This window comes from Embleya sp. NPDC020630 (assembly GCF_044334985.1).
Taxonomy (GTDB): Bacteria; Actinomycetota; Actinomycetes; order Streptomycetales; family Streptomycetaceae; genus Embleya.
In genome coordinates this window covers 56,337-83,142 of sequence record NZ_JBIRUB010000012.1, presented here as the reverse complement: position 1 = coordinate 83,142, position 26,806 = coordinate 56,337, and the positions used below count along the sequence as shown (strand labels likewise).

Below are 26,806 nucleotides of genomic sequence, written 5' to 3'. Positions count from 1 at the left end.
GCGCGGTTCGGCGACGAAACCGAGTTCGGACCGGCGCGGATGGTGCCCGCCCGCGAGGACACGTCGGCGTACCGGTCGAGCATGGGCACCAGATGCGCCTCGGCGGTGTCGAGGTCGCCGTCGCCCCGACTCGGCGCGTAGCCGGGCCCGAGGCGGGGAAACATCGGGACGCCCTCGCCCGGTGCCCCGAGCGTACCGTCCCCGACCCGGTCGCGATGCCTCGGCGAGAGCACGCACCAAGTCACCGTCACCGTCCGACGATCGCCTGCGAGGTGCCCCGTGTCCGGGACCAGTGCAATCCCCCTGCCCAGCGTCCGCCCCGAGGGACGCCCCTTCGACCCACCCGACGCCTTCCACCGACTGCGTGCCGAAGAGCCCCTGCGCAAAGTGTCGTTACCCGACGGCAGCGCGCTGTGGTTGGTCAGCCGGGACCGGGACGTACGCCGCGTCCTGGTCGACCGTCGGTTCGGTACCGCCCGCACGCCCGACCTGCTGCGCCCGACCGGCCCGGACCTGGAGGCGCGACGGGTGGGAAACCTGCTGCGCCTCGACCCACCCGAACACACCCGGGTCCGCCGACTGCTCGTCGACGCGTTCACCCCGAGCCGAATACGCGGGATGCGCGCCGACCTCGAACGCACCGTGTCCGACGCCCTGGACGTCCTGGAACGTATGCGACCCCCGGTGGACCTCGTCGCCCACTTCACGCTCCCCGTCCCGTCCCTGGCGATCTGCGCACTGCTCGGCGTGCCCTACGCCGACCGCGAGGGATTCCAACGCCGCACCACCACCCTGCTCGACTTCGCCCGCCCCACCGAGCAGGTGGCCGCGGCGGCGGCCGAGGCGCACGCGTACATGGCCGACCTCGTCGCCCGGGAGCGCAAGCGGCCGGGCGACGGACTGCTCGGCAGCCTCGTCCGGGACCACGCCGACACCCTCACCGACGCCGAACTCATCGGCCTGGCCAACCACTTGCTGGAGGCCGGACACGAAACCGTGGCCGCGATGCTGGGCCTGGGCACCTTCCTGCTCCTTCAAGAACCCGAGGCGGCCGACCGGCTGCGCGACACCGAGGACCCGGCCGCCGTCGCGGACGCGATGGAGGAACTGCTGCGATATCTCAGCGTCATTCCCTACGGCCTGCCCCGAACGGCGTTGACCGACGTGGTGATCGGGGACCATACGATCGCCGCCGGCGACCACGTCGTGGTCTCGCTGGCATCCGCGAACCGGGACGAGGCCGTGCACGATCGACCGGACCGCTTCGACCCCGACCGCCGGCCCACCCCGCACCTCGCTTTCGGACACGGCACCCACCACTGCCTGGGCGCCCAACTCGCCCGCATGCAACTGGGCATCGCCATCCCCGCGCTGCTGCGCCGATTTCCCACCCTGAGCCGCGCCGTGCCGCCGGAGCGGGTACGACTGCGGGCGTCGTCGGCGGTGTACGGGGTCGCCGAGCTTCCGGTCACCTGGTGAGCGGCCGGCGGTCGGCCGCGGCCGGGCGACGGCGGTACAGCGCCACGCAGTGGCGGGCCGACGCGACGGCGGCGAGGAGCGCCACCAGGGCACACACCCCCCGCCAGCCGGCCCGCCCGTACACCCGGACGCCGAGCCAGGAACCCGCGCTGCCGCCGAGGTAAGCGCACGTCATATAGGCGGTGTTGAGTCGGCCGCGGGCGTCGGGGCGCAGCGCGAACACCCGGGCCTGGTTGGCGACCATCCCGCACTGCATCGCCACGTCGAGCAGCAGCGTGCCGGCGACCAGGGCGGTCAGCCCCCAGGCGCCGCCCCGGGCGCCCGGGACCAGGACGGCGGCGGAGACGAGCACGCCGAGCAGGCAGATCAGGGTGACCGGATCCGACCCGCGCCGATCCACCAGGCGCCCGGCGAGTGGGGTGCAGACCATGGTCGCCGCGCCGACCAGGGCGAGCAGCCCCACCGCCTGGGCACCCAGGTGGTAGGCGGGACCGGTGAGCAGCAGCGTCAGGCAGGTCCACACGGCGGAGAACCCGGCGAACACGGTCGCCTGGTACAGGCAGGAGCGGCGCAGTTCCGACTCGGCCCGCAGCAGTCGCAGCGGCTCGGCGAGCAGTGCGGGGTACGCCTGGCGCGAGGTGGGCTCGGTCTCGGGCAGGGCCCGGGCGAGCGCGGCGGCGAGCAGCGCGACCACGGCCGCCGCCACCAGGTACGGGGCGCGCCAGCCCAGCCCCTCGCCGAGTGCGCCGCTGAACGTGCGGGCGAGCAGCATGCCGCCGATCGAGCCGCTGAGCAGGGTGCCCATCATCGTGGCGCGATGTTCGGCGGCGACCAGTCCGGCCGCCAGTGGGCCGACGATCTGCGCGGCCACGGTGGTGGCGCCGATCACGACCCCGGCGGCGACGAGCACACCCAGACCGGGCGCGCAGCCCGCGAGCAGCAGTCCGGCGGCGGTGACGGAGAGCAGGGTGACCAGGAACGCACGGTTCGGCAGGCGGTCGCCGAGCGGTACGAGCAGGAAGATCCCGAGCGTGTAGCCGATCTGCGTCGCGGTCACCACCAGGGCGGTGGTGTCCGGCGATTCGTGCAGGCCGGTGGCGATCAGTGGGACGATCGCCTGCGGGAAGTAGATGTTGCCCACGCCGACCGCGCAGGTCAGCGCCAGGATCAGGACCAGCCGACGGGGCATTCCCGGCCCGTCGGGCCGCGCCGCAGGAGCGGGATCCGGCGGGAGGCGGACCCCGCTCCGGGGCCCGGGCGAGGTGTCGTTGCCCGTGTCTGTCATACCCGGCAGTCCACGGCACCGCCGCGCCGGTGCCAATGGATGTAGCGTGGAGCTTGATGATCAGCTACGAACTCGGCGTCGAGGACCTCGCCGACACACGGTTCGCCCTCTCCCCGCTGCACGAAACCGTGTGCAGCCTGCGGGTGTTGCGCGAGCCGGGATTGTCCGCGTTGTTGCTGCCGTGGCGCAGGTCGGTGGTCGACCGACTGGACGGGCTCGACACCGACCTGCTGCTGTCCCTCGTCGCGGTCCGGCGCACCCTCCCCGACTACCTGACCCCGCGACCCGGCACCTTCGCGCCGAGCTTCGCCGAGGAACTGGCCGCCGTCCGGCGCACCTCCCCGGACCTGGTCCGCCGCGACCTGATCGACACACACGCCCCGGACCAGGTCCCCGCCCCGCTGCGGGAAGTGGCCGGGGACGACGAAGTGGTGGCCGCGCTGCGCGATCGCATCTGCGAACTGCTGCGGCGCTACTGGGAGATCGCCATCCGGCCGACGTGGCCGCGGATCCGGCTCCTGCTCGAAGCCGACATGACCTACCGCGCGCGGCAACTGGCCCTGGGCGGCGCGCGGTCGTTGTTCGCCGACATGCACCCGAACCTGCGCTGGGACAACGGCGTGTTGTACATCGACAAGATGATCGGCCGGCACCACGTGGCGGCGGCCGGTCGGGGACTGCTCCTCGTACCTTCGGTGTTCGCGCACAAACCAGCGCCGCCGCTCAGTGCGGAGGAACCGCCGATGCTGATGTATCCCAGTCGCGGCGTGGCCACCTTGTGGATCCGGGAGCCCGTCCCCGACGCCGGCGCCCTGGCCTCCCTCGTCGGCGCCGCCAAGGCCGAACTGCTCGTCCTCCTCGCCGAGCCGATGGCCGGCGTCGAGATCGCCGACCGACTCGACGTCACGCCGAGCGCGGTGTCCCAACACCTGCGCGTCCTGCACGCCACAGGCTTGGTGACCCGCAGCCGGACCGGCCGCCGGGTGCTCTATCACCGGAGCACGCTGGGCGACCGGCTGACCGACGGGCGGCCGGCGGACTGACCCGAGGCGACCGGGTCGGCCGCCACGCGTTCGGCCGCCACGTATTCAGCCGCCGGGGGTACGGCCGCCGAGTGCGCCGAAGCCCGCCTCGATGGCGGCGAGTCCGGCGCGGACGTGGGGCAGTTCGGTCGGGGCGGGATCCGCGAGCGCGGCCTCCTGCTCGGCGATCGTGTCGCCGTACAGCATGCTGGTGGCGGCCTTGAACCGCAGCGCGCCGGGGTCGTCGCCCAGGAGGTGGCCGGCCAACACCGCGATGCCGCACGCGTCAAGGAGTCGGCGCTGTAGGGACGCCGAGTCGGTGACGCCGAGCGCACCGAGCGGGCCGCGCAGCGGTTCGAAGTCCGGGTAGACGTAGAACGCGCCTGTCGGCGGACGACACTCGGCGCCCGCCGCGACCGCGAGCGTGTACACAGCCCGGGCCACCGCCCCGTGCAGCCGGGCACTCGCGGCCAGGCGCTCGCGGATCTCCGGCGGTTCCTCGAACACGTACCGCGCGACCTCCTGCATGGGTCGGGCCAGGGTCGACCACAACTCGCTGGCCACCGCGACCACTTCGGCTCGGATCCCGGCACCTCGGGCACCCGCCGGGAACCGCGCCGCGCCGATCCGCCAACCGCCCAGCGCGAGGCTCTTGGACAACCCCGTGGTCACCACGGTGCGTTCCGGGAGCACCTCCGCCGGACCGAGCAGTTCGGTGGCGTTCGGATCATGCACCACATCGCGGTAGATCTCGTCCGAGACGACCAACAGGTCCTCCGCCTCGGCGATCGTGCAGAGCCGGCGCACCAGGTCCGGCGGGGCGAGTGTCCCGGTCGGGTTGTCCGGCAGGGTGAACACCACGATGCGCGGGTCGAGCCCGTCGGCCCGGGCGGCGCGGATCCGCGCCCGCAAGGCGTCCGGATCGGGAACTCCCCCGTAGTCGCGGGGAATCGGCACCCCGATCGGTGTCTTGCCGGCCAACCGGGCCTGGGGCGCGTAGGAGTTCCAACACGGCCGGGGCAACAACACGTCGCCCGCGACGACATGCTGGATCGCCATCAGCAACGGTTTGCTGCCCGGTGCCAGGACGACCTGTTCCGGATCGGTGGGCAGTCGGCGACGGGCGAAGTATCCGGCCACCGCGGTACGGACCGCGAGGTCGCCGGCCACCGGGCCGTACGCGTTGGTCGGCGCCCCGGCCCGCAACCGGTCGAGAAGCGGGGCGAAGACGGGCAGCCGGGACTCGCCGAACCCGAGGTGCACGATCGGCACCCCCTCGGCCCGGCGGCGATCCACGACCTCGTTGAGCGCCAGATTGGGCGAGGTGCACCAGGTGGTCATCGCCGCATCGCCTCCGTCGGCCGAAGGTCGTACCCACTCCGCCGCCGCGCCCGGCCGGCGAGCCCGTGCGGGGCGCCCGGGGTGCTCGTGCCGTTCATGTCGCTGCGGCCGGATGTGTCCACCGCCGCCGCGATGTCGGCGGGAGTGTCCGGGGCGAGCACGAGGTCGTCGAGCCAGGTGGCGCCGGCGTCGTAGTGTGCCCGGAACGGACGTGCGACCAGGGCCGGTTCCCGTGCCTGGAGCATCCGCAACCGGAAGTAGCGGCCACTCCCGTCGTCCTCGACGCCGTCGATGAGCACCTTGCCCGGCGTCGCCGACATCACCGGTCCGCGGACCGTGCGGGCCAGACCGGGCAGCGTGCGATAGGCGCCGCGGAAGATCTCCGCGGCCCGGGCCAGCGGTACCGCGAAGTACTCGTGCGGGCCGGTGTCGCGCTCGACGAACATGTAGTACGGGACCGCCCCGCAGGCCAGTTCGGCCCGCCACAGCCGAGCCCACACCGCCGCGTCGTCGTTGACGTGCGCGATCAGCGGAGCCTGGCAGTACACGAGCGCGCCGGTACCGCGAACGCGCGCGAGGGCCCGGCGGGCGAGGTCGGTCTCCAACTCCCGAGGATGGCTGAAGTGCGCCATCACGGCAAGGTTGCGCCCGGAGGCGACGACCTCTTCGAACAGGCGCAGCAGGTCGTCGGCGTCGTGGTCGGTGACGAACCGATGTGGCCAGTAGGCGGGCGACTTGGTGCCGATGCGAATGGTGCGCACCGTCTCGACGCCCAGGATCGGTTCCAGGTGTGCGCGCAGCCGTTCGGTGGACATCACCAACGGATCGCCACCGGTGACCAGGACGTCCTCGACCTCCGGATGCACCGCCAGGTAGGCCAGGAGTCCGTCGGGCGTCGGCGCCGCGAAGCGCAGGTCGGGGTCGCCGACGAACTGCGCCCAGCGGAAGCAGTACGTGCAGTAGGCGTGGCAGGTCTGGCCCTGCCCGGGGAAGTGGAGCACCGTCTGCCGGTACTTGTGTTGCAGCCCCCGCACCTCGGCCTCGCCCACGCGCGGCACGTTGAGCTGCCGCTGTCCGGACGGATGCGGATTGAGGCCGTCGCGGATGTGCCTTACCAAAGACCGCAGTTCGGCCCGGTCCCTTGGCCCACGGGCCAGTTCGGCCAGTCGGCGTTCGTCGGCCGGGTCGAGCATGCCGCGTTGCGGGAACACGAGCCGAAAGATCGGATCGTCGGGGATGTCGTCCCAGTCCACGAGGTTGGACAGGACGTACTCGTTGACCCGGAACGGCAGTACGCACGCGACCGCGCGGATGGTCTCGCGGATGTCGTCGGACAGCCCGTAGCGGTCCGCGATCTCGTCCAGATGACGCGGTCCCAGGGCCCGGAAACGTTCGGTGGCGGGCATGGTTGTGGGCATCGACGGCATGACGAACTCCCGGAGGAATCAGGGTTCATGGCTTGGCGGTGGAGGGGTCGGGCACCGCGCCGGTGAGGCGCGGGCCGCCGACGGCGGGCGTTCCCCGGGCTACCCGCCCTGTTGCTCGGTGGCGTCCGCGAGGTAGCGGACCACGTCGGTGTAACGATGCCGGCGTTCGAAGACCAGGCGTTGGCGCCGTGCCCCACAACCGTCGCGGCGCAGGCCGGCGAGGGTTCGGGCGACGTGGGGGAGGTCGCCCGCCGCGTCCAGGTGGTCGCGTACCCGCTCGATCAGCGCGTCGACCATGGTGTTGGCCGGGACGAGTTCCCCGCGCTCCGGATGTACGGCCATGCCTTCGAGACCGTCGCGAGCCGCACGCCAGCGGGCCGCGACCAACACCTCCGCCGGGATGTCCGGAGCGGGTTCGCCCGCGCGGATCCAGGTCAGCGCGTCGGCGACCAACGCGCGCACCAGGACGGCGAGCAGCACCGCCTCGTCGACCGTGGTCGCCACGTCCGGCGCCCGGACCTCCACCGTCGGCCAGGACGCCGACGGGCGCGCGTCCCAATAGATCATCTTGCGGTCCTTGATGGCGCCGGTGGCGATCAGGCCGGCGACGGCGTGCTCGTAGGCGCTCACAGAGGTCAGTCGGGGCGGAATGCCGGAGCAGGGCCACGTGGTGTTGACGACGCTGCGCCAACTGGCGTGCCCGGTGTCGTGTTCGTCGCGGAACGGCGAGTTGGCACCGAGTGCGATCAGGGTGGGCAGCCAGGGGCGGAGCCGGCAGGTCACCTGTACGGCGGTCTCCGGGTCGAGGGTCCCGACGTGGATGTGGCAGCCGCAGTTGACGAACGTGTCCGTCAGGTCGCCGTAGCGGGTCGACTGCTCGTGTCGCCTCGGGGCGTCGATCAGCAGTGGCCCGGGAGCGGGTGCGATGACCGGGGTGGCGCCGGCGACGAGGCGACACCCGAACACGGCCGCCGCCTCCGTCCAGTCGCGCCGCGATCGCACGAGGTGGGCGCGTAGTTCGTCCGCCGTGTGCGCGACGAGGCTGGCCGACTCCACCTGGTAGCGGGTGGCTTCCAGGCGGGTGGTGTCCGCGTCGGCGGCCTTGGCCACGACGAGTTCGGCGCGCGGGGCGGGCGCGCCGGTTCGGGCGTCGACGAGCAGGAACTCCTCCTCGACGCCCATCGTCGGGGTCGGCGTCACGACGGCGGGTGCTTCCCGGGTCGCGGACCGGGCGGGGGATTCGGGCTGCCGGAGTGTGAAGCGGGAACCTGCCATCGGAAGTCCTTCGGCCACCCGGGCGAGCCCGGCAACGAACCGGCGCACGGGCGGGTGGGCTGTTTCGGATCCAGGCCGAACGGGAGACGGCCGGCCGGGTCTGGGATGCCGCGGCGGTCTTGCGCGACCGGAACCGGGCGGTCACTGGTGCGCCGCTCGACGGTCGCACCGGACGGCACCCGACGGGCGAGCGCCGGTCCGATTTCCAGCTTCGCGGTTGGTCCGGAGCATCGCCAGTCGACACGAAAGGGGCCCGTGAGGGAGGCCGATGACGGGGGTGGGCGGGGATGCCGCAGGGCCGGGATGGTGCGGGGCCGCGCCCGCCCGTTGCCCCCAAGGGGGTGGCGGATCGGTTACCGTGCGGGTTTTCGGTGACTACGCGACGCCGATGGCGCCGAGGGCGTACTCGACCGCCCTGGCGAGTTCGTCCGCGGTCACCGGGCGGGCGACGAAGCCGTCGCGGTCGTCGAGTTCGTCGACCCGCTGGTCGGCCACGTCGAGGGCGAGATGTTCGGCGAACTCCGCGACCGCCCCGGCGTCGCCGTCGAAGTCGGCGGCCCGGTCGGTGGGCGCGTCGAAGAGTACGCCGATCCACAGATCCGGATCGCGCAACACCAGCATCTCGCCCAGATGTACCCCGCACCCGGGCGGACCGTCCTCGTCGCCGACGGCCGGCGAGCGGCCCAGCATCGGCACGCCGCGCTCGTCGGTCGGGCCGCCGCACGCGTGCGCCGACGCGGCCCCCAGCGGACAACGCCGGCCGTGCTCCTGATCCTCGATGTGCGTGCCGCGTGCCATCACCGCTCCTGTCCACGACTGCCGCCGATGCCGATAGCGACCGATGCCGCGCGCGCCGTATGTCCGCGCGCCCACCGCCTCGCCACGCCGCCGAGTCCAACACGGGGGACGACCGACTCGGAGGCAAACGCGCCGTACCGGACCACGGCATGCCACGAATGCCGTAATCCGACCGTCCGGCGATTCTGCCCGCCCGACGGTGACCGATCGTCACGCGATGTGCGGCCGATATCGGCGCGCCGGGGCTCGGTCGCGCGAGGGGGTCGCGGAAGGGGCACACTCGGACACGTGGTACTCCGACGGCGTCTCGCGGAGTTCCGGCACCCGTGGCAAACGGCCCATGCACTGCCGGTACTCACCGTCGCACTGATCGTGGTGATCACGGTCGTGGACCTGATCTCCTCACCCGACGTGCACCTCGGCCCGCTTCTGGTCGTGGCGCCCGCGCTGGCCGCCTCGTTCGCCGGGCCGCGGCTGACCGCCGGGATCGGGGCCGTCGCCGTCGGCGCCCAAATGCTCATCGCCGAGCTGCGCGGCGGCCTGGTCACCCGCAACCACCTCATGCAGGTCATCGCCGTCGCCATGATCTCCGTACTGGTGTGGTACCTGTGTCTGCGCCGCGAACAGCGCCGACGCGAGGTGGTCCGGCTGCGTTCGGTCGCCGAGGCCGCACAGCGGGTCCTGCTTCGGCCGCTGCCGCGTCGGGTCGGCTCGTTGCGGATCGCGTCGTTGTATCTGGCCGCCGACGACGAGGCGCAGATCGGCGGCGACCTGTACGCGCTCGCCCGCACCGACGCCGGGGTCCGCCTGATCATCGGCGACGTCCGCGGCAAAGGACTGGCCGCCATCGGTGACGCCGCGCAACTGCTCGGCGCGTTCCGTGAGGGTGCCCATCGGTTCGCCGCGCTGCCCGAGTTGGCCGCCGCGCTGGAGGAGAGCATCTGCCGCTACCTGGCCGAGTTGTCCCCGACCGACACGGACGCGGACGAGCGTTTCATCACCGGCATCGTCGCGGACCTGCGCGAGCACGACGGCGTGGGCGCGCTGACCACCTTCGGACACCCGCCCCCGCTGGTTCTGCACGACGGCCGGGTGCACACCCTCGACGCGCGGCGGCCCGCACCCCCGCTGGGCCTGTGCCAGGGCATCGACGCCGCCGACTACGTGGTCGACACCTTCACGCTCCGCGCTGGGGACATCCTGATGTTGTACACCGACGGTGTGATCGAGGCCCGGGCGCCCGACGGTACGTTCTATCCCCTGATCGAACGTGTCGCGGGGTGGAGCGACCTCGGCCCCGAGGGGCTGCTCGACCACCTCCGGCAAGACCTGCCGGCGTACGTCGGCGGCCGGCTCGCGGACGACGCCGCCGTGGTCGCGATCGAACGCACCCCCACGCCGCTGCCGGGCCGGCACCGCTACGGGGCGGTGGCCGTGTCGAAGGTGGCGCGGTAGGCGCTGGGGGGTACGCCGAGACGGCGTTTGAAGAGGGTGCGCAGGTTGGCGGGGGTGCCGAGGCCGGATCGGCGGGCCACGGCGGCCATGGACAGGTCGGAGTCCTCGAGGAGTTCACGGGCCCGGTCGACGCGGGCGTCGGACAACCACTGCATCGGCGGCAGTCCGGTCTCCTCGTGGAAGCGGCGGATGAGGGTGCGCCGGGACAGCCGGGCTCGTCGGGCCAGCACGTCGACGGTCAGCGGTTCGTCCAGGTGGCGCAGCGCCCAGGCGCGCAACTCATCCAGCCCGCCGCCGCGTTCGGGCGGGGTGGGATGGGCGATGTACTGCGCCTGGCCGCCCGCGCGATGCGGGGCGGCGACCAGGGCGCGGGCCCGCTGATTGGCGATCGTGGCGCCGAGGTCGGCGCGGATGATGTGCAGGCACAGGTCGATACCGGCGGCCACGCCCGCCGAGGTCAGCACGTTGCCCTCGTCGACGTAGAGCACCTGCGGTTCGATGCGCACCGACGGGTATCGGTGGGCCAGTTCGGCGGCGCGTTGCCAGTGGGTGGTGGCGCGACGGCCGTCCAGCAGTCCCGCGCCGGCCAGGACGAACGCGCCGGTGCAGATCGACACCATGCGGGCGCCGCGGGCGGCGGCCTCGGCGAGGGCGGTGCGCAGTCGCGGCGACGGGGGGTCGGGCGGGACCAGGCCGGGCACGACGATCGTGTCGGCGTCGGCGAGGGCGTCCAGACCGCGGTCGACGAGCAGCGATGGGCCGCCGTGGAGCGAGACGGGGCCGGGGTGCTCGGTGCAGACAGTGACCCGGTACGGGCTTCCCTCCCAGTCGCCGAACGCCTGGATCGGGATGCCGAAGTCCAGGGCCAGGACCCCGGGTTGGGCCAGGACGACGACGTGGTGGGGCGGGCGTGGCACCGGGGCGTCGGCCCCGGTACGGGCTGCGGCGGGCATGGCACGATGCTATCGATCAATGGCAATCGTGCCACTGCCTCGGACACTGATCCGCCGATTACCGTCGGGGCATGGACACAATCGCCGCTGTTCCCACCACGCCCCTGGCCCACCGGACGATCGAGTACGTGCGGGCCCGCACGTCGCGGCCGACCGCGGAGCACAGTTTCCGCAGCTACCGGTTCGCCGCGTTGCAGGCCGCGTACGACGGGCTGCGACCCGGCGCGGACTTCGACCCCGACCTGCTGTTCTCGGCCTGCGCGCTGCACGACCTCGGTACATCGCCCGACGCCGAGGGCCGGCAACGATTCGAGGTCGAAGGGGCCGACATGGCCGCGGCGTTCCTGACCGAGGGCGGGGTGGCCGCCGCCGACGTCGACCGGGTCTGGGAGGCCATCGCGCTGCACACCTCGGCCGGGATCGCCGAGCGCCGCGGCACGCTGGCGTACCTGACCCGCAGGGGCATCGCCATCGACTTCGGCGTGGACACCGAATGTGTCGACGACGCCCAGGCCCGGGCGATCCACGCCGAACACCCCCGGCTGCGGATGGCCGAGACGCTGACCGGGGAAATCGTCCGCCACGCCCGCCGGAATCCGCAGAACGCCCCCCGCTACAGCCTCCCCGGCGAACTGCTCCGCGAACGGGGCGAGGACGGCACGGGCCGCACCGGGATGGAGGCGGGGGCGGCGGCTTCGCGCTGGGGCGAGTGAGCGGGTCGTCCCGGGTATGGATGCGGGGCGGCGGGCGGGAAAACGGTTGACGGGTGTCGTGGGTGGGCTGTCGGATGGTCGGTGATGAACACGGGCCAGATGCACTCCGGTACGCACCCCGTCGACGGCGACCTCGTGCGGCGGTTGGTTGCCGGACAGTTCCCCCGATGGGCGGGACTGCCGGTGGAGCGGGTTCCGTCGGGTGGCACGGTGAACGCGATGTACCGACTGGGCGAGGACATGGTCGTGCGGTTGCCGCTGCTGCGCGGCGGGGTCGCGGACGTCCCGCTGGAGCGGGAGTGGTTGCCGCGCCTCGCCGGGCGGCTGCCGACGGCCGTGCCGGAGGTGCTCGGCGCGGGGGAACCGGCCGACGGGTACCCCTGGCCGTGGTCGGTGTACCGGTGGCTGGCGGGGGAGAACCCGGAGCCGGGGGCACTGCGGGCACCCGCGCGGCCGGCCGAGGACCTGGCCGGGTTCGTGGCGGCGATGCGCGGGGTCGAGCTGCCGGGAGCGCCGAAGGCCTATCGGGGCGGACCGCTCGCCGCGCTGGACGCCTCGACCCGGTCGGCGATCGAGGAGCTGCGCGCGATCCCGGAGGAGGGCGTCGACTGCGATGCCGCGATCGCGGTATGGGAGGACGGACTGCGGGCCGACGCGGGGCGGGACGAGCCGGTGTGGCTGCACGCCGACCTGATGCCGGGCAACCTGCTGGTGGACGGCGCCGGGCGGTTGACGGCGGTGATCGACTTCGGCTGCCTGGGGGTGGGCGACCCGGCCTGCGACCTGGTCCCGGCCTGGAACCTGCTGCCCGCCGGCGCGAGGCGGACCTTCCGCGACGCCCTCGACGTCGACGACGCGACCTGGATCCGGGGCCGGGCGCGCACGCTGTCGCAGGCCGTGATCGCCCTCCCGTACTACCGCGAAACCAACCGGGCGATGACCACGAACGCCCGACACGTTCTGGCGGCCGTGCTGGGCGAACAGGACGCCTGATCAACGCGGTTGCCTGCGGCTTCGCTCTACGCGGTCGCCTTCGCCTTGAGGGTGGCGATGTGGTCGAGGAGGCGAGGATCCGCGCGGAACCATTCGCCGCGAAGGCGCAGGTCCTGGAACGCCGCGTGCAGGCGGCGTTCGTCGGCGATCGAGCCGGGTTCGGTGTGCAGGACCTCGCCCGGGGCGGACTGGGCCAGTCGCCGGCGCAGGTCGGTGGTGAAGCCGATCTTGATCCGTCGATCGGTGCGGACGAAGTAGACGAGCCCCTCGCCGAGCATGGTGACCTCGGTGGGCTGTCGGCGCGGGCGCCGGCCGGAGGGAGTCTCCTCCTCGTCGTCGCCGGGTAGGCCGTCGTGGGCGAACTCGCAGGTGGCGGCCACGTGTTCGGCGCACAGCGGAACCGGGGCGTCGGGGAGGGCCGGTGCACGGCACCCGCCGTCGGGGCGGGGCGCGATGCACAGGCCGGTGGCGTCGCTGATGATGACCTCCTCGGCAGGCCGACCATTCCCGGGTCGTCGACACGATTCCGGGAACCCCCATGTTTCCATCCCGGTCCGACACCACGACGCCGGGGACGGCGACGCCGGCGCCGTGCTGCCGACCCCCCCGTCACCCGTGGACTCCCCTGGGCGATCAGGGAGTTGGGCCGATCGTCACCACGTGGGCCCAGTCGGGTGGCAGGTCCGGAGTGTACTCGGGGTTGTCCTCGTTCACGGAATGGCCGTGGATGCGGGGGAACAGGCCCACCACCGTGCGACAGGACGGGCGGGCACTGGGCCAGGGCGTCTGACCGTCCGTCAACACCACGACAACGTCGGGGCGAGGGCTGCGGCGCAGGGCCTTGGCGAACCCCGAGCGCAGGTCCGTACCGCCGCCACCGAGCAGCGTGATGCCCTCGCCGTCGCACAGCGGTTGCACGATCCGGGCCGCCGCGTCGCACGACACCACGGTGACCAGGTCGCGCCGGCCGCCCACGGCGCGGGAGATGGCGGCCACTTCGAGGAGGGCGCTGCCCAGTTCGGCGTCGCTCACCGACGCGGACGTATCGACCACCACGGCCACCCGTGGCGGCTTGCGACGCAGGCTCGGCAACACGACGCCGGGCACGCCGGCCGAACGGCGGGCCGGCCGGCCGTACGTGTAGTCGTCCGCACCGCCGGCTCCGGCCACCGCCGAGCGCACCGCCGCGCCCAGCAACTGCCGCCACGGCTGCGGCGGATGGAACACCTCCTCGGCCCACCGCCGCCACGACTTCGAGGCATGCCCGGGCCGGCCCCTGATGCCCTGCGCCACCCGGTACCGGACCGCGTCCCGTTCCTGCTCGCTCAGGCCGTGCGCGCCGTCCGGCCCCAGATCCCACTCCCGATCCAACCCGTCGGCGCCGCTGCCGCAGTCCAGCCACGCCAGGTCCTGCGTGACCAGTCCCATCACGATCTCGCGCAGGTAGGTCTCCATCAACTCGCCGTTGGACATTCCGAACAAGCCCGGTAGCACGGCGCCTTCGGGCTGGGGCAGTCCGTCGTCGAACGCGTCGTCGTTGATTTCGGAGTCGGCGGCGAGGTTCATCCGCAATCGGTCACCGCGGCCGGTCAACCCGCGCTCGTACGCCACCCGGTCGCTGCGCCCGTGGTGGTCGCGAAGCAGGTGCGACACCTCGTGCACCCATACGGAGGCCAGTTCCTCCTCGGGGGTTCGGGCCACGAACGCCGGTGAGACGTAGCATCGCCAGTGCCGGTCGACGGCCATCGTCGACACGGCCCGCGACTCGACCACGTGCAGCGCGTACAGGGCGGTGGCCAGGTACGGGCGGGCGCGGGCGGCGTACAGGCGGGCAGCGTAGAGCTTGTCCAGGTCGAGGGCTCCCGGCGCTTTGGCGATCATCGGCCGGCCCGTGCGGTCACCGCGGTTCGGGCCGCCGCCCGGTCCGCGCGCCGGGACAGCGACACGGCTCCGGCCAGCCGCTCGATCGATGCCGGCACCTCCCAGTCCTGGTCGCGCAGCGACGCGAGGGTGGTGGCGGGGACGACCACCAGGTCCGGGGCGCCGGTGTCGAGCGCGCGGACCAGGATCGCCCAGGCCGCGTCCCAGCGGGGCTTGTCCGGGCGGTTGCGGACCGCCTCGACGACGCCGTCGAGTACGGCCTGACGCAGGTCCCCGCGCTCGGGCAGGATCGCGCGGGTCGGGTCGGCGAGCAGGTCCTCGGGGTCCGGGAGGTCCATCCGGTCCAGGGCGGCCAGCAGTTCGAGCCCCGGGCCGTCCCCGACGGTGCCCCTGACCAGCAGGGACACCACCTCGCGGGAGGATCCGGCGGCGGTGGCGAAGGCGATCAGCGACACCGTCATGTCCCAGCTGCGCGGCGACGGCCAGGCGCCGCCGCGACGGATTTCCGTGGTGGGAAGGAGGTGGACGAGCTTGGGCCGGCCGGCGAGCAGGCCGCAGACCGCCCGGCGGGCGAAGGCCACGGCCTCGGCGAGTCGGGTCGGGTCCAGGACGGGCAGGGTGGCATGCGGCCAGGTGCCGCCGAGGCCGCGCACCACGACGTCGTGGTCGTGTACCCATTGGAGGTGTACGAAGCGGTTCGCCATCGGCGGGCTCAGCTCCCAGCCGTCGGCGGCCGACCCGCGCGGGTTGGCGGCGGCCACGATCCGGATACCGGGCGGCAGTTGCAGGGCGCCGACCCGGCGTTCGAGGACGAGCCGGAGCAGGGCGGCCTGTACGGCCGGCGGCGCGGTGGACAACTCGTCCAGGAACAGCAGTCCGCGTCCGGCGCGCACGAGGCGAACGGCCCACTCCGGCGGGGCCATCGGTACACCGTTGGTCGCCGGATCGTCGCCGACGATGGGCAGGCCGGAGAAGTCCGAGGGTTCGTGCACGCTGGCGATCACGGTGGTGAGCGGCAGGTCCAGGGTCTCGGCGAGTTGGGTGAGCGCGGCGGTCTTGCCGATCCCGGGTTCACCCCACAGCAGTACGGGCAGGTCGGCGGCCACGGCCAGGGTCAGTGCCTCCAGTTGGGTATCGGGGCGGGGCTCGGTGGTGGTGTCCCGCAGGAGAGCCAACAACTCGGCGGCCACGTCGAGTTGGGACGTGCTGCGGGGTGCGGTGGGGGTGAGTGGGGCGGGTGTGGGCATGGGTGATCACCTTTTGGGTTCGGTGGGGGAGCTTCGGGCGCGCGAAGGTGCGCACGCTGAAGTGCGCACGCAAGCGCGCGGCGAAGTGCCTGCGGCGGCGCGCTCGGCAGCGCACACGTGTGTGCGTCGGCTCGAAGTCCCCGGCTTGGTGGGCGGGTTCGCCTCAGTGCGGGTACATGTTGCCCGGATGGGCGCGGCGGGTGTGTGGGGGACGTGGACGGTTTCGGAGCGGGATGCGGTCGGGCGCCGGTCCGCCCAGGCCCGCTCGGAACAATCCGTGAGTGATCAACCGTTCGGCGGCGTCTTCCAGTTCGTCGCGGAGGAGGCCGCCGCGCGGTAGTGCGTCGGGGCCGAGCAGGCTCTCGACGACGGCGAGTGCGCCGGCGATGTCGCCGTGGTCCAGACGTTCGCGGACGCCCGCGATGCAGTCCGGGCGGCGGTGTGCCGCGTCGATGGCCTGGAGGCAGGGCAGCGGGGTGCCGGTCAATGCGTGCAGCAGTTCCTCGCGACGGATCTCGGCCGGATCGTGGTCGAGCGGCGCGAGTACGCCGTCGACCAGGCCGATGCGGTGGCGAGCGCCCCGGCATTCCACGATGTCGGGTCGTCCCGAGACGTGGTCCGCGAGGACGGGTGCCGCGCCCGCGACATGGCCCGGTACCAATGCCGCGGCGACCAGCGGGTGCAGCCGATCGGGTCCGATCAGGCCGGCGCGCAGCAGTTCCAGGTCGGGCGGTATCCAGGTGGCCGCGTCGGGCAGGACCGGCAGCCCGGTGATGTCGCCGCCGGCGGGTCGCGGTTCGACGGACGCGATCCGTACCATCGACGGCCCGGGACCGTCGTCGTCCGCGACCACGTGCAGGACCAGCCGGCGACGGCCCCCGCAGCGCACCGCGACCGAGCCGGTGCCGGTGGGTTGCCCCTCGGCCCGGAGCAGGATCGCGGCCTCGGCGGCCCATCGGTCGACGGCGCACTCGGCCGGGATCGGTCCCGGCCGAGTCGGATCCGGCCCCGAACCGCCGTCGCGGGGCGGCCGGTCGGCCCCGGAACGGATCCACAGCTCGTCGCTGCGGCGGGCGTCCCAGAGATGTCGGTGCAGGTCCAGTCGGAACCGTCGGTGGGGATGGCGGTGCGGATGGTGACGGAAGCCGGCGACGTCGCGATGCGATCCGTCCCACAGGGCGAGGGCGATGCGCTGACCGGCGTCCGCCCACGCGGGCGGGGTACGGGCCACCAGGTGCACCGGGCGCGTGCCGCCGGGCTCGCCGACGTCGTACCGCGCCAGGGACACGGTCAGACCCGGGCGCAGCAGCCCGTCGGGAGCGATCCTCGGCATGTGCCAGCGCAGCAGATCCGGTGCCAGAGCACGCAGGTCGTTCCGGATCCGGGCGGCGAACTCCCCGCCACGCGTGCGGGCTTCGAAGCGGAGATCGATGTCGACGTCGACACCGGCGGCGGTGCAGGCGGCCTGCCAGTCACCGGCCAGCCGGCGAGCGGTCGCGGTCTCGATCATGGAGGGCGGCACGGCGAACTCGCGCACGCGCAGCCAGAGGGTGAGGCGGGAATCCCGATTCGCGATCGCAGTGAGCATCAGCACTCACCTTGCGCGGTGGGGACCCCCAATCCGTGTACGGAGTGAGTAGTCATCGGCAGGAGCCTAGCGCCCTCGACCGCGGAGGGCCAGGGACCCCCCTGGCTCACTGTGCGGAGGCTCGGGTGCTCGTCGAGAGCGGCGCGTAGGCTCCCCATATGGCGATCTTGGAGATGGAGACGGATGCGGGGCTGGCCGTACGGGCGGCGCGGGCGGGTTCGGCCGTGGTGCGCGGGATGTACGGGACGTCGCCGGAGCGGTTCGACAAGGGCGCCGGAGACTTCGCCACGGCCGCCGATCTGGACGCGGAACAGGCCATCTTGGACATCCTCCGCGACGTGCGGCCCGACGACGCGGTCACCGGCGAGGAGAGCGGCCACACCGGCACGGCCGGCGCGGAACGCCGGTGGCTGGTCGATCCGTTGTGCGGCACGTTGAACTACGCCGTGGGCAACATGTTGGTCGCGGTGAACGTGGCCCTGCGGGTGGGTGTCGAGACCGTCGCGGCGGCCGTGGCGGATCCGTTCGCCGACGAGGTCTTCTGGACCGACGGTTCCGGGGCATACCGTCAACTCGGCGGTGCAGACCTTGACTTGGTGCCGTCGTCCGGGTCGCGGCTGGTGGATGTGAACCTGGATCCGCCGTTCCCGAACGCGCCGTCGTTCCGCGCGGTCCGGCTCCTCGCCGACCCGGACTTCGTCGCGGGTTTCCGGCCGCGCGTGGTGTCCACCACCCTGGCCGTCGCGTGGGTGGCCGCCGGTCGCCGGGCCGCCTATGTCACCGACGGCGACCTGCGCGACAGCGTGCACTTCACCGCCGGCATCGCGCTGTGTGAGGCCGCCGGCTGTGTGGTGACGGACCTGTACGGCCGACCGCCGTACACCGGGGCGGCCGGCCTGATCGCCGCGGCCGACCGGGAAACCCACACCGCACTCCTGGGCATGATCCGGTAGGTGGGATCGGCCGGACACGCCTTACTCGCCCCGAGGCGCCGATGGGTCGGGGTCGGAAACAGGGTCGGAATCGGGGTCCGATCGGCGGCTCGGCAGGCGCAGGTGTCGTCGCGTCGTCGTCACCACCACGACCGCCATCAGCAGCGCGCCCGCCGCGTGGGCGAGGGCGAGCATCATCCGGGAGTGCAGGAAACCCATCTCCGACCGGACCTGCCCGTCGAGTGGCCCGCTCCAGTCCGTGCCGACCAGGCCCAACAGCCGGGTGAGCGTGGTGAACACGAGTATCCCCACGGCCGACACCAGCACCGGGGCGGGGCCTATCCCGGCGTGTCCGGCGTTGCCCGCCCGCCGGTGGGCCGAGCGGCACAGGACGCCGAAGCTGCGCGAAGGGCCGTACCAGGCCGAGCGGTTCCGGGAGACCAGCACGGTCCACCACACGACCAGGGCGATCATCGTCACACTCGTGACGAAGACCGCCGCGGCCGCCGCGTCGGTGGCGCCGTTCCCGCGCGGCACCATCCGCGCACCGGTCGACAATGCCTCCGGCTCGACCGACGTGTGCACACGCGACGCCAGGCAGGCCCGCCAGTCCCGATAAACGAAATACGCGTACACATCCGCGACGACCACCCCCAACGACGCCGCGCCCGCCGCGATCCCCGCACACCACAAACGCCCGGACGCAACGGGGGACACATCCGAATCCCCCACCCGGACCGCCAAGTTAGCCAAACCCACGGATCGACCGCCCACGGCCCGCCCCTCGCTCTGTAATTCCCGCGCCCCCCAAGAATGCTGACCCGGATGCCCCCCGACCAGCCCAAACCCACATCGGCCCGACCGACCGGCATCGCGGTCGACATGGGCACGCATCCCGGCCGGGCGAGGACCCGATTCGGGTGCTCGGGGTGGATTGGGCGTTGTGTGGGCGTGTGCGGGGCTTCACAGGGAGGTGGGGCGGCGTCAGACTGTCGCGGTGAACTCGAATCCCTCCGATCCGTCCGCGGTGCGTGCGCGTGAGTCCGCGGAGGTGGTCGAGGCGCAGTGGCAGAGGGTGACGAGGTCGTGGGCGTCGATGCGGTTGCGACACGAGGTCGACCGGCCTGACGGGTCGTATCCGCATTCGTGAGCGGGGCACCGGGGACGTGTTCGGCGAAGTGGGCTCCGCCTGGGAGGCCGTTGCCGTGGTGTTGGCCCACGCGCCGGCGGATCTGGGGCCGGCGGTGGTGGGAAACGCCTCCGACTTCGGCAAGTTCGAGGTGTGAGGCCCCGGGCCGCTCGCGGAGAGCGGCGCGGGGCGGTGGGCCATCCGTGGGGCGACGAGGCAGGCAGGCGACCCGGACGACCGACCCGCTGCGCGACGGCTACGCCGTCGGGTCGGAGCGCGAGTCGGCGTCCGGCTCGACGTGCGTGGCGTGTTGGAGGGCGTTGTCGATGGTGTCGGCCAGGGCGAGGAGTTGGTCGGCCCAGTCCGGGCGGGACATGGTCAGCGGCGCGATGCGGGCGCAGCCGGTCGTGGCGAGCACCGCGACCGTCTCGGCGGGGGTCAGGGGCACCGCGCCGATCACCGGTCCGGCCGGGCCGGCGTACGGGTCCAGGTACGGCAGCAGATCCCGGTCGACGCCGGGACGGGCCAGACCGGGGCGGGGGTCCACCTCGGTCGGCCCGTACGGACGCAGCTCGGCAAGCGTGTGTTCGACGGCGCCGGCGAGGGCCCAGGCGGAGCCGCCCGGACGGCCCAGACCGCACAGCCAGGCGCCGGCCCGACCGCCCGCCGCGGTGATCCGCTCCAGGGCCGCGCGTTGTTCGGGGGAGGTCTGCGGGTCCGTGGCGGGGTGGGAACCGTCGGGCGGCGAGGCGTGGTTGCTCATACCCCGTTGAACGAGCGACGGCCGAACACGATGCTGTGCACGCTGCGGACACCCGCGCCCACGCGCTACCGACGCGCCTGGGACAGGTGCACCTTGGCGTCGTCGTACGAGGCGTCGCCGGCCGCCGCTGCCGGGCCGTACACCAGGTGGAGCACGCCGGACCCGAACGCCTTCGACGAGATCAGCCGCAGCGGGATCGCCCCCTCGCCCTCGGTGAACAGCCGCATGCCGGTGCGCACCGCGATCGGGTGCACGAACAGGTGCAGCTCGTCCAGCAGCCCGGCGTCCAACAACAGGCGCACGATCGAGACCGAGCCGCTGATCGAGATGTCCGCGCCCGGCTCGTCCTTGAGCGCGGCGACGGCGCTGACGACATCACCGCGCAACTGCTCGGAGTTGCGCCAGGTGAAGGTCAGCTCGCCGCGCGACACCACGATCTTGCGCGCGTCGCCGATCGCCTTCCCGAAGGCGGCGTCGTCGCCACCGGCCGTCTCCCGCTCGGGCCAGGCGCCGGCGAAGCTGTCGTACGTCTTGCGACCCAGCAGGAGGGTGTCGGACGTTTCGAGCAGCGCGCCGACGGCCGCACCCATCTCGTCGTCGAAGTAGGGGAAGTGCCACTGGTCGGGCGCCTCCACGACCCCGTCGAGCGAGATGAACAGGCCGGCGGTGATCTTCCTCATGATGTGCTCCAGGTGCTGCGGTCGGTGCGGTGTCGTTGTCATGGAGGTAGACGACGGCCGCCCGCGAAACTCATCGGTGCGGGTGCGACCCGATGGGAAACCGGTTCGACGGATGTCACGGCCGGGCCGTCGGCAGGCTCCCGGCCTCGTGCGCGGGCAGGCCGCCGCCGCCCAGCTCGCGCAACGCCCGCTCGGACGCCGACCCCGGCTCGGCGGCGAACAGGTCGAGCCCCCGACACGCCGGCTCGTCCGGCAGCGCGACGAGTTCGCCGTGCAGGGTCGGCTCGCCCGCCGTCGGGTGGTGCAGGACGTACACCCGGTCCCGGCGAGATTCCGGCACTGGACGTCGAGGACTTCCTGCGCTGGACGCGGGGTACGCCGGGCATCACGGTTCCGGCGGCGCGGGTGCGCGGGCTGGTCGACGCGGCGGTGCGGCGGCCGGCGGGGGCGGCGGGGCTGCCCAGCGCCGACCGACCAGGCGTCGGCTGATCCGGCGTCCGACCCGGCGCACGCCGACGGCCGCCCGGGTCGGGGCGGCCGTCGGGGGTTCAGCGGGTGGGCGGGGCGAATTCGGGCTGGTCGAGCACCCGCAGCCAGCTCCCGTCGGGCTGGCGCCGGACCACCTGGGCCCGGGCGCCGGAGCCGTCCTTCGGCGGGGTCGAGGTGAGCGCGATGTCGCCGTTGATCAGCGTCGGCAGCGGTTCCTCGGGCTCGAAGTGGGGCCGGTTGGCCAGCACCTTGGCCCACAGCTCGCGGATGGCCTCCCGGCCCACGGTCGTGCTGCCCGGCGGGTAGGCCAGTACGGCGTCCTCCGCGTAGAGCGCGGCGACCCCGGCGGCGTCGCCGGCGTTGGACCGCTCCACGAACAGGCGGGTGATGTCCTCGGGACGCATGGCCTTCTCGTACTCGGACATGGTTTGTGTTCCTTTCCTCGTGGTGTCGCGGCCTTTCGTGGTTCCATCCTGCTCGCCCGCCGATCAGAAATCCAACAGATGGATCCGATGGATGCCAGAAGTGATGGTTATGGTCAACGGGGATGGAGCGGACGTTGGTACGGCACCGCCGCGGCCTGCATATGGCCCATACACCCCGGACCGGGTACCGCGGATCCGGTACTCCGGTACTCGTCCCCCGGAAGGACGCCCGGGCGCCGCACCCGTTCATAGGGTCGCCGTAGTGTGCGCGGCCCCCGAGGTCGCCGCGCGTGGTGTGCGTGGTGTGCATCCGGAACGGGGCCGAGAAAGTGGCGAGTGTGCGGGATCGAGCGAAATCGCTGTGGTGTGAGGTGTGGCGTGACCGAGGGTGCCTCTGCGCCCCGAACCGGGAGCCGGTCGTCGCCGCGCGGGCGGCGAAGGCGGTCCCGAGCCGGGCGGACGTACTCGATGCCCACGGCGCGGAGTTGCGCCGCATCGAACGCGACCTGCACGACGGCGCCCAGGCCGGTCTCGTCGCGGTGGCCATGCGCCTCGGCGTCGCCCGGGATCTCCTCGGCGCCCAACACCCGGTCGTCGCCGACCTGTTGCGCGAGGCCCTGGAGGGGGCGGAGGAGGTGTTGACGGAACTGCGCGACGTCGTCCACGCCATCTACCCGCCGATCCTGGCCGACCGCGGCCTCGCGGGGGCGGTGGACGCGGTCGCCGCCCGGACCGGGGTCACCACCGACGTCCGACTGGGCGAACTCGGCCGCCTGCCCGCCGCGATCGAGGCCGCCGCGTACTTCGTCGTGGCGGAAACGCTCGCCAACACCACCAAGTACAGCCGGGCACAACGCGCCCACGTCGGCCTGACCCGCCGCGACGGCACCCTGGTCGTCGAGGTCGCGGACGACGGCGTCGGGGGCGCGGACGAGCGCAACGGCACCGGCATCGTCGGCATCCGGCGCCGCGTGGCCGCGTTGGACGGCCGGGTGGCGATCACCAGTCCGATCGGCGGACCCACCGTCGTCACCGTGGAGCTGCCGTGCGCGTCGTGATCGCCGAGGACAACGCGCTGCTGTCAGCGGGCCTGGAACTCATCCTGTCCACACGGGACATCGGTGTCGCCGAGGTGGTCACCGACGGCCCCGGCCTGATCGCCGCGGTGCAAACGCACGAGCCGGACCTGGTCGTCACCGATGTCCGGCTGCCACCGACCTTTCGCGACGAGGGACTTCGCGCCGCGCTGGAACTGCGGCGTGTCCGCCCCGGTCTGCCGATCCTGGTCCTGTCGCAGTACGTCGAGCACGTCTACGCCCGGGAGTTGTTGTCCGACGGTGCGGGCGGCGTCGGCTACCTGCTCAAGGACCGCGTGGGACGGATGAGCGAATTCGTGGACAGCCTGCGGCGGGTCGTGGCCGGCGAGACGGTGATGGATCCCGAGGTGCTGTCGCAACTGATGACGGCCGCGGCCGGCGGCCCCCTGGACCCGCTCAGCCCCCGAGAGCACGAAGTGCTCGCGCTGATGGCCCGCGGCCTGGGCAACGGCGAGATCGCCGAGATCCTGTTCATCACCGCCAACGCGGTACACAAACACGTCGGCAACATCTTCGGCAAACTCGGCCTGCCGGCGTCCGACGCGGGTCATCGCCGCGTCCAGGCGGTGCTCACGTACCTCCGCGACGGGCGCTGACGGGCGTAGGTCGTCGGCGCCCGGGGCCCGTGTCGGCTTCGATCGGTACAGTCGCCGGCCGGGGCGGAGGCGCGGACGTCGAGGAGGAGCGCATGGCATACGGCGTCGACCCGGACGGGGATACGTCGGCGCGTCGGCGGGCGGCCCATCGTGCCGTGCTCGACCACCTGTTGGGGCTCGTCGCGGCCGCGCCGTGGAGTGACTGTGTGATGCTGCGCGGGAGCATGGCCATGGCCGCCTGGATGGGGGAGCGGGCGCGGGAGCCGGCGGACCTGGACTTCGTGGTGCTGCCCGCGCCGATCGTCCACATCGATCCGTCGGCGCCATACCCCTACCTCGACACCGTCGCGGCCGTACAGCAGTGGCCGGAGGCGGTCGGCGGGGCGGCCGGATACGAGATCTGGGCCGACGGGGAGCGGGAGTTCGAGACGCGCGGCGTGCGGGTGATCGCGCCGCCCGAGGGGCTTCGCTGGGATACGGACCCGGATCCGGTGGGGTCGATCCCGGCCTACGAGGACCTGACGCAATGGATCGGGAAACGGCCGGAGGCGGCGCCGGGCCTGGTCCTGGACGCGAACGGCACGCGTCGGGACGGCGATTGGGGCTACGCGTACGACGGGCAGGGCGCGGGCGGGATGCGCATCCTGATCCCCTGGGAGGCGGAGGGGCTGCCGCCGGGGGAGGCGCGGCTCGACTTCGCCTTCGACGAGAAGCTGCACCAACCGCCGGTGTGGGCCCGGATACCGCGCGCCGACGGCGGGCCGGCGCCGGTCGTGCGTACCGCGAGCCGGGAGTTGTCGCTGGCCTGGAAGCTGGTGTGGCTGCATCTCGACGGCGGCGAGGGCGGCCGGCCTCGGAGCAAGGATCTCTACGACGCGGTCCTGCTGGCCGAGGACGAACGCACCCAGCTCACCCCGGCGTTGCTGCGTCGGGTCGGCAGCGGTTTCATCCGGAGCGTGCCCGAGCACGGCTTCGACCCGGACGCGGTTCCGGTGGACGAGTCGGACTGGTCCGCCCTGCTCGCGGACCTCCCCGGCGCGCGCGGCACCGCCCGGGAGTGGCTCGGCCGGCTGGACGCGGCGTTGGCGCCGGTGTTCGCGGCACGGGAAAACTGATCGCCCGCGGGCGACTGCTCGCGTAGGGTGCCCCGGTTGCCGAACCGGGAAGGCGGTCGCGGACGTGGCGCCGAGGAATGTGACGCGGGATCAACTGGCGGGAGCGGTACGGGCCGCGCTGGGCGGTGGGCGGCGGTTGGCGGGGGTCGAGCGGCTCACGGGCGGCACCCGGAAGGGGGTGTACCGGCTGACGATGGACGACGCGACGTCGGTGATCGCCTATCTGTGGGAGGACTCGGAGAACTACTGGCCGGCACACGAGGGCGACGACGACGTGGCCGACCCGTTCTCGCCGGGTGTCGGGCTCGACCTGTTCGAGGCGGCGCACGCCCGGCTGGACATGCTCGGGCTGCGGGTGCCGGAGGTGTATCTGGTCGACCGCGACCGGGCTTACCACCCGGCCGACCTCGCCATCGTGGAGGACTTCCCCGGCGAGGACCTGATGACCCGGTTCGAGCGCGACCCGCGGGCGGTGGAGCCGACGATGGCGCGACTGGCGGAGGGGTTGGCGGCGATGCGGGCGTATCGGGCGCCGACGTACGGCAAGGTGGCGCTGATCGACGGGGGCGGCACGGCGCGGGGCATTTCCTGCGAGGGCGTCGTGCTGGATTCCGCGTTGCGCCACCTCGCGGAGGCGGCCGGGCGCGACGCGAGGATCGCCGGGGCCCGCGACCGGTTGGAGGAGAGGCTGCACGAACTCGCCTCGGCAGTACGGCCGCGCGCCGAATACTCGGTGATTCACGGCGAACTGGGCCTGGACCACGTCCTGGTGGACCGGGACGGCAATCCGGTGCTGATCGACATCGAGGACCTGATGTACTTCGACGTCGAATGGGAGCACGTGTTCCTGCGCATCCGCCTCCACGACGACTACCGCCGGGTGGCGGCGGACAACCTCGACGAGGCCCGCCTCGCCCTCTACATGCTCGCCCAACGCCTGTCCCTGACGGCGGGCCCCCTACGCCTCCTCGACGGCGACTTCCCCAACCGAAAGTTCATGCAGGACATCGCCGAACACAACCTCAACGAGGCCCTGTCCCTGGTCGTCCCCGTGTAGCGCCCGGGCGTGCGCAGTTCTAGTCGTCGGCGCCGATGCGCGTGGCCAGTTCCTCCAAGAGCTCGCCCCGCCGGCGCCGCCGCAGTTCGCGAACGACCTCGGTGGCCATGGGCTTGTAGCGCAGTTGTTCGGGCGCGAGTCGTTCGGCGGCAAGCAGGGCGGCTGATCATCGGCATTCGGGAGCACCACCGCCGGGTGTTGCTCGACGACCTTGCCCGGCATCGGCCGGACCTCATTCCGACCACGCTGCCGCACGAGCCACGGATGTACCTCGATCCCGTTCCCGATACCGGGCTCGGTATCGATCAGGTGGCCGAGTCGCACGGCCGGCTCGGTCGGTGGCTCGGTAGTGAGGGCATTCGGGCGGCGCTCGACGACCGCGTCGTCGTACGGCACGTCGAGGGCTCGACCGGGGGGCGGTCGACTTCGTCCGCGTGAGGCGGAGTCGGTCCGAGGTTCGGACGCGGGTAGGGCTGTTCGTGGTGATGTTGTCGCGAAAGGTGGTCGGCGTGAAGTTGTACACGCGCGGTGGGGATCGGGGCGAGACGGGGATTTGGGGTGGGCGGCGGGTCGGGAAGGACTCGGTGCGCATCGAGACGATCGGGGGCGTTGACGAGTGCAACGCGATGATCGGCCTTGCCGTGGCCGCGGGTTTGCCGGAGCGGGCGGTGCTCGTGTTGCGGGGCGTGCAGAACACGTTGTTCGTCGTGGGCAGTGAGCTGATGGCGCCGAGCCGGGAGGGATCCGGGGCGGAGTTGCCTCGGCTGAGCGGTGAAGAGGTTCGGGAGCTGGAGGACACGATCGATGAACTGGACGCGGCGACACCGCCGTTGACGAACTTCATCCTTCCGGGCGGAAGTCTGGCCGCCGCGCACCTGCACGTGGCGCGGGCGGTCTGCCGCCGGGCCGAGCGCGGGGCGGTGGCGCTGAATCGGCAGGAGCCGGTGGGGGAGTTCGTACTGGCCTACCTGAATCGGCTCGCGGATCTGCTGTTCGCATTGGCGCGTTGGGTTGACCACGAGGCGGGCGTCCCCGAGGAGTTGTGGGCGCCCAGGAGTTGACCGCC

The 26,806-nt window shown here is 72.7% G+C and carries 28 protein-coding genes; 13 read left to right on the top strand and 15 right to left on the bottom strand.

Features of this window, described 5'->3' with window-relative positions; genetic code table 11:
- Positions 1 to 279: 279 nt before the first annotated feature.
- A complete protein-coding gene (locus tag ACH4XV_RS32850) occupies positions 280 to 1,479 on the top strand; it encodes a cytochrome P450 (RefSeq protein WP_395795963.1) in 1,200 nt (399 codons plus the stop codon).
- Here the strand turns inward: ACH4XV_RS32850 and ACH4XV_RS32845 are convergent.
- Positions 1,469 to 2,764 (bottom strand): MFS transporter, encoded by a 1,296-nt coding sequence (locus tag ACH4XV_RS32845; protein WP_395795962.1) that lies wholly within the window; start codon positions 2,762 to 2,764, stop codon positions 1,469 to 1,471. The genes ACH4XV_RS32850 and ACH4XV_RS32845 overlap by 11 nt on opposite strands.
- Positions 2,765 to 2,820: 56 nt before the next feature.
- Here ACH4XV_RS32845 and ACH4XV_RS32840 point away from each other — a divergent pair, with 56 nt between their 5' ends.
- Positions 2,821 to 3,807 (top strand): ArsR family transcriptional regulator, encoded by a 987-nt coding sequence (locus ACH4XV_RS32840; protein ID WP_395795961.1) that lies wholly within the window; start codon positions 2,821 to 2,823, stop codon positions 3,805 to 3,807.
- Between the two features lie 45 nt (positions 3,808 to 3,852).
- Here ACH4XV_RS32840 and ACH4XV_RS32835 read toward each other — a convergent pair whose 3' ends face one another.
- The 4 genes from ACH4XV_RS32835 to ACH4XV_RS32820 form a co-directional block, all read right to left on the bottom strand.
- Positions 3,853 to 5,127, bottom strand: coding sequence for a pyridoxal phosphate-dependent aminotransferase (locus ACH4XV_RS32835; RefSeq protein WP_395795960.1), 1,275 nt, complete (start codon positions 5,125 to 5,127; stop codon positions 3,853 to 3,855).
- Positions 5,124 to 6,554, bottom strand: coding sequence for a KamA family radical SAM protein (locus ACH4XV_RS32830; protein ID WP_395795959.1), 1,431 nt, complete (start codon positions 6,552 to 6,554; stop codon positions 5,124 to 5,126). Before ACH4XV_RS32830 ends, ACH4XV_RS32835 begins: the two co-directional genes overlap by 4 nt.
- A 99-nt stretch (positions 6,555 to 6,653) precedes the next feature.
- The gene (locus ACH4XV_RS32825; protein ID WP_395795958.1) at positions 6,654 to 7,829 is read right to left on the bottom strand and encodes a glutamate--cysteine ligase; all 1,176 of its coding nucleotides are present in this window, start codon (positions 7,827 to 7,829) and stop codon (positions 6,654 to 6,656) included.
- Positions 7,830 to 8,204: 375 nt separating this feature from the next.
- Positions 8,205 to 8,627, bottom strand: coding sequence for a hypothetical protein (locus tag ACH4XV_RS32820; RefSeq protein WP_395795957.1), 423 nt, complete (start codon positions 8,625 to 8,627; stop codon positions 8,205 to 8,207).
- A 288-nt stretch (positions 8,628 to 8,915) separates the two neighbouring features.
- Between ACH4XV_RS32820 and ACH4XV_RS32815 the strand changes: the two genes are divergently transcribed.
- Positions 8,916 to 10,082 (top strand): PP2C family protein-serine/threonine phosphatase, encoded by a 1,167-nt coding sequence (locus ACH4XV_RS32815; protein WP_395795956.1) that lies wholly within the window; start codon positions 8,916 to 8,918, stop codon positions 10,080 to 10,082.
- Here the strand turns inward: ACH4XV_RS32815 and ACH4XV_RS32810 are convergent.
- Positions 10,046 to 11,035: a GlxA family transcriptional regulator gene (locus tag ACH4XV_RS32810; protein WP_395795955.1), complete on the bottom strand. Its 990-nt coding sequence runs from the start codon at positions 11,033 to 11,035 to the stop codon at positions 10,046 to 10,048. The genes ACH4XV_RS32815 and ACH4XV_RS32810 overlap by 37 nt on opposite strands.
- A gap of 71 nt (positions 11,036 to 11,106) precedes the next feature.
- On the opposite strand from ACH4XV_RS32810, the gene ACH4XV_RS32805 reads away from it, so the two are divergent.
- Together ACH4XV_RS32805 and ACH4XV_RS32800 are read left to right on the top strand one after the other, a co-directional pair.
- Positions 11,107 to 11,748: an HD domain-containing protein gene (locus ACH4XV_RS32805; protein WP_395795954.1), complete on the top strand. Its 642-nt coding sequence runs from the start codon at positions 11,107 to 11,109 to the stop codon at positions 11,746 to 11,748.
- Between the two features lie 84 nt (positions 11,749 to 11,832).
- Complete coding sequence (locus ACH4XV_RS32800; RefSeq protein WP_395795953.1) at positions 11,833 to 12,741, top strand: aminoglycoside phosphotransferase family protein; 909 nt, start codon at positions 11,833 to 11,835, stop codon at positions 12,739 to 12,741.
- Positions 12,742 to 12,767: 26 nt separating this feature from the next.
- On the opposite strand, the gene ACH4XV_RS32795 is transcribed toward ACH4XV_RS32800, so the two are convergent.
- The 4 genes from ACH4XV_RS32795 to ACH4XV_RS32780 all read right to left on the bottom strand — a co-directional run bounded on the left by ACH4XV_RS32795 (position 12,768) and on the right by ACH4XV_RS32780 (position 17,457).
- Positions 12,768 to 13,289: a GIY-YIG nuclease family protein gene (locus tag ACH4XV_RS32795; protein WP_395795952.1), complete on the bottom strand. Its 522-nt coding sequence runs from the start codon at positions 13,287 to 13,289 to the stop codon at positions 12,768 to 12,770.
- A gap of 85 nt (positions 13,290 to 13,374) precedes the next feature.
- Complete coding sequence (locus ACH4XV_RS32790) at positions 13,375 to 14,622, bottom strand: VWA-like domain-containing protein (RefSeq protein ID WP_395795951.1); 1,248 nt, start codon at positions 14,620 to 14,622, stop codon at positions 13,375 to 13,377.
- Positions 14,619 to 15,869: an AAA family ATPase gene (locus ACH4XV_RS32785; protein WP_395795950.1), complete on the bottom strand. Its 1,251-nt coding sequence runs from the start codon at positions 15,867 to 15,869 to the stop codon at positions 14,619 to 14,621. The genes ACH4XV_RS32790 and ACH4XV_RS32785 overlap by 4 nt, the downstream gene beginning before the upstream one ends.
- A 163-nt stretch (positions 15,870 to 16,032) precedes the next feature.
- Positions 16,033 to 17,457 carry a hypothetical protein gene (locus ACH4XV_RS32780; RefSeq protein WP_395795949.1) on the bottom strand — a complete coding sequence of 475 codons (1,425 nt, stop codon included), beginning with the start codon at positions 17,455 to 17,457 and terminating at the stop codon, positions 16,033 to 16,035.
- Between the two features lie 158 nt (positions 17,458 to 17,615).
- Between ACH4XV_RS32780 and ACH4XV_RS32775 the strand changes: the two genes are divergently transcribed.
- Positions 17,616 to 18,410: an inositol monophosphatase family protein gene (locus ACH4XV_RS32775; protein WP_395795948.1), complete on the top strand. Its 795-nt coding sequence runs from the start codon at positions 17,616 to 17,618 to the stop codon at positions 18,408 to 18,410.
- Between the two features lie 21 nt (positions 18,411 to 18,431).
- Here the strand turns inward: ACH4XV_RS32775 and ACH4XV_RS32770 are convergent, their stop codons facing one another.
- On the bottom strand, positions 18,432 to 19,106 hold the full coding sequence (locus ACH4XV_RS32770; RefSeq protein WP_395795947.1) for a hypothetical protein: 675 nt from the start codon (positions 19,104 to 19,106) through the stop codon (positions 18,432 to 18,434).
- Positions 19,107 to 19,513: 407 nt separating this feature from the next.
- Here ACH4XV_RS32770 and ACH4XV_RS32765 point away from each other — a divergent pair, with 407 nt between their 5' ends.
- Positions 19,514 to 19,675, top strand: coding sequence for a DUF6193 family natural product biosynthesis protein (locus tag ACH4XV_RS32765; RefSeq protein WP_395796104.1), 162 nt, complete (start codon positions 19,514 to 19,516; stop codon positions 19,673 to 19,675).
- 99 nt (positions 19,676 to 19,774) lie between these two features.
- Here ACH4XV_RS32765 and ACH4XV_RS32760 read toward each other — a convergent pair whose 3' ends face one another.
- The 4 genes from ACH4XV_RS32760 to ACH4XV_RS32745 form a co-directional block, all read right to left on the bottom strand.
- On the bottom strand, positions 19,775 to 20,281 hold the full coding sequence (locus ACH4XV_RS32760; protein ID WP_395795946.1) for a hypothetical protein: 507 nt from the start codon (positions 20,279 to 20,281) through the stop codon (positions 19,775 to 19,777).
- A 65-nt stretch (positions 20,282 to 20,346) separates the two neighbouring features.
- Positions 20,347 to 20,961 (bottom strand): dihydrofolate reductase family protein, encoded by a 615-nt coding sequence (locus ACH4XV_RS32755; RefSeq protein WP_395795945.1) that lies wholly within the window; start codon positions 20,959 to 20,961, stop codon positions 20,347 to 20,349.
- A gap of 115 nt (positions 20,962 to 21,076) precedes the next feature.
- Positions 21,077 to 21,301 (bottom strand): hypothetical protein, encoded by a 225-nt coding sequence (locus ACH4XV_RS32750; protein WP_395795944.1) that lies wholly within the window; start codon positions 21,299 to 21,301, stop codon positions 21,077 to 21,079.
- 208 nt (positions 21,302 to 21,509) lie between these two features.
- Positions 21,510 to 21,875 carry a YybH family protein gene (locus tag ACH4XV_RS32745; protein ID WP_395795943.1) on the bottom strand — a complete coding sequence of 122 codons (366 nt, stop codon included), beginning with the start codon at positions 21,873 to 21,875 and terminating at the stop codon, positions 21,510 to 21,512.
- Between the two features lie 371 nt (positions 21,876 to 22,246).
- Here ACH4XV_RS32745 and ACH4XV_RS32740 point away from each other — a divergent pair, with 371 nt between their 5' ends.
- The 6 genes from ACH4XV_RS32740 to ACH4XV_RS32715 all read left to right on the top strand — a co-directional run bounded on the left by ACH4XV_RS32740 (position 22,247) and on the right by ACH4XV_RS32715 (position 26,801).
- Positions 22,247 to 22,933 (top strand): sensor histidine kinase, encoded by a 687-nt coding sequence (locus ACH4XV_RS32740; RefSeq protein ID WP_395795942.1) that lies wholly within the window; start codon positions 22,247 to 22,249, stop codon positions 22,931 to 22,933.
- Positions 22,921 to 23,568 (top strand): response regulator, encoded by a 648-nt coding sequence (locus tag ACH4XV_RS32735; RefSeq protein ID WP_395795941.1) that lies wholly within the window; start codon positions 22,921 to 22,923, stop codon positions 23,566 to 23,568. Before ACH4XV_RS32740 ends, ACH4XV_RS32735 begins: the two co-directional genes overlap by 13 nt.
- 92 nt (positions 23,569 to 23,660) lie before the next feature.
- Entirely contained in the window at positions 23,661 to 24,683 is a 1,023-nt protein-coding gene (locus ACH4XV_RS32730; RefSeq protein WP_395795940.1) for a nucleotidyl transferase AbiEii/AbiGii toxin family protein, read from the top strand.
- Between the two features lie 79 nt (positions 24,684 to 24,762).
- Complete coding sequence (locus ACH4XV_RS32725; RefSeq protein WP_395795939.1) at positions 24,763 to 25,740, top strand: phosphotransferase family protein; 978 nt, start codon at positions 24,763 to 24,765, stop codon at positions 25,738 to 25,740.
- A 195-nt stretch (positions 25,741 to 25,935) separates the two neighbouring features.
- Complete coding sequence (locus ACH4XV_RS32720) at positions 25,936 to 26,178, top strand: hypothetical protein (protein WP_395795938.1); 243 nt, start codon at positions 25,936 to 25,938, stop codon at positions 26,176 to 26,178.
- Between the two features lie 71 nt (positions 26,179 to 26,249).
- Positions 26,250 to 26,801, top strand: coding sequence for a cob(I)yrinic acid a,c-diamide adenosyltransferase (locus ACH4XV_RS32715; protein ID WP_395795937.1), 552 nt, complete (start codon positions 26,250 to 26,252; stop codon positions 26,799 to 26,801).
- Positions 26,802 to 26,806: the final 5 nt, after the last annotated feature.

What these genes read in the sequence shown, in the direction of transcription:
- ACH4XV_RS32795 (WP_395795952.1), bottom strand. Translation starts at nt 13,289, where the DNA reads ATGGAAACATGGGGGTTCCCGGAATCGTGTCGACGACCCGGGAATGGT.
- ACH4XV_RS32730 (WP_395795940.1), top strand. Translation starts at nt 23,661, where the DNA reads ATGGCATACGGCGTCGACCCGGACGGGGATACGTCGGCGCGTCGGCGG.
- ACH4XV_RS32755 (WP_395795945.1), bottom strand. Translation starts at nt 20,961, where the DNA reads ATGAGGAAGATCACCGCCGGCCTGTTCATCTCGCTCGACGGGGTCGTG.
- ACH4XV_RS32825 (WP_395795958.1), bottom strand. Translation starts at nt 7,829, where the DNA reads ATGGCAGGTTCCCGCTTCACACTCCGGCAGCCCGAATCCCCCGCCCGG.
- ACH4XV_RS32835 (WP_395795960.1), bottom strand. Translation starts at nt 5,127, where the DNA reads ATGACCACCTGGTGCACCTCGCCCAATCTGGCGCTCAACGAGGTCGTG.
- ACH4XV_RS32805 (WP_395795954.1), top strand. Translation starts at nt 11,107, where the DNA reads ATGGACACAATCGCCGCTGTTCCCACCACGCCCCTGGCCCACCGGACG.
- ACH4XV_RS32820 (WP_395795957.1), bottom strand. Translation starts at nt 8,627, where the DNA reads ATGGCACGCGGCACGCACATCGAGGATCAGGAGCACGGCCGGCGTTGT.
- ACH4XV_RS32780 (WP_395795949.1), bottom strand. Translation starts at nt 17,457, where the DNA reads ATGCTCACTGCGATCGCGAATCGGGATTCCCGCCTCACCCTCTGGCTG.
- ACH4XV_RS32760 (WP_395795946.1), bottom strand. Translation starts at nt 20,281, where the DNA reads ATGAGCAACCACGCCTCGCCGCCCGACGGTTCCCACCCCGCCACGGAC.
- ACH4XV_RS32800 (WP_395795953.1), top strand. Translation starts at nt 11,833, where the DNA reads ATGAACACGGGCCAGATGCACTCCGGTACGCACCCCGTCGACGGCGAC.
- ACH4XV_RS32785 (WP_395795950.1), bottom strand. Translation starts at nt 15,869, where the DNA reads ATGCCCACACCCGCCCCACTCACCCCCACCGCACCCCGCAGCACGTCC.
- ACH4XV_RS32840 (WP_395795961.1), top strand. Translation starts at nt 2,821, where the DNA reads ATGATCAGCTACGAACTCGGCGTCGAGGACCTCGCCGACACACGGTTC.
- ACH4XV_RS32790 (WP_395795951.1), bottom strand. Translation starts at nt 14,622, where the DNA reads ATGATCGCCAAAGCGCCGGGAGCCCTCGACCTGGACAAGCTCTACGCT.
- ACH4XV_RS32775 (WP_395795948.1), top strand. Translation starts at nt 17,616, where the DNA reads ATGGCGATCTTGGAGATGGAGACGGATGCGGGGCTGGCCGTACGGGCG.
- ACH4XV_RS32745 (WP_395795943.1), bottom strand. Translation starts at nt 21,875, where the DNA reads ATGTCCGAGTACGAGAAGGCCATGCGTCCCGAGGACATCACCCGCCTG.
- ACH4XV_RS32845 (WP_395795962.1), bottom strand. Translation starts at nt 2,764, where the DNA reads ATGACAGACACGGGCAACGACACCTCGCCCGGGCCCCGGAGCGGGGTC.
- ACH4XV_RS32810 (WP_395795955.1), bottom strand. Translation starts at nt 11,035, where the DNA reads ATGCCCGCCGCAGCCCGTACCGGGGCCGACGCCCCGGTGCCACGCCCG.
- ACH4XV_RS32830 (WP_395795959.1), bottom strand. Translation starts at nt 6,554, where the DNA reads ATGCCGTCGATGCCCACAACCATGCCCGCCACCGAACGTTTCCGGGCC.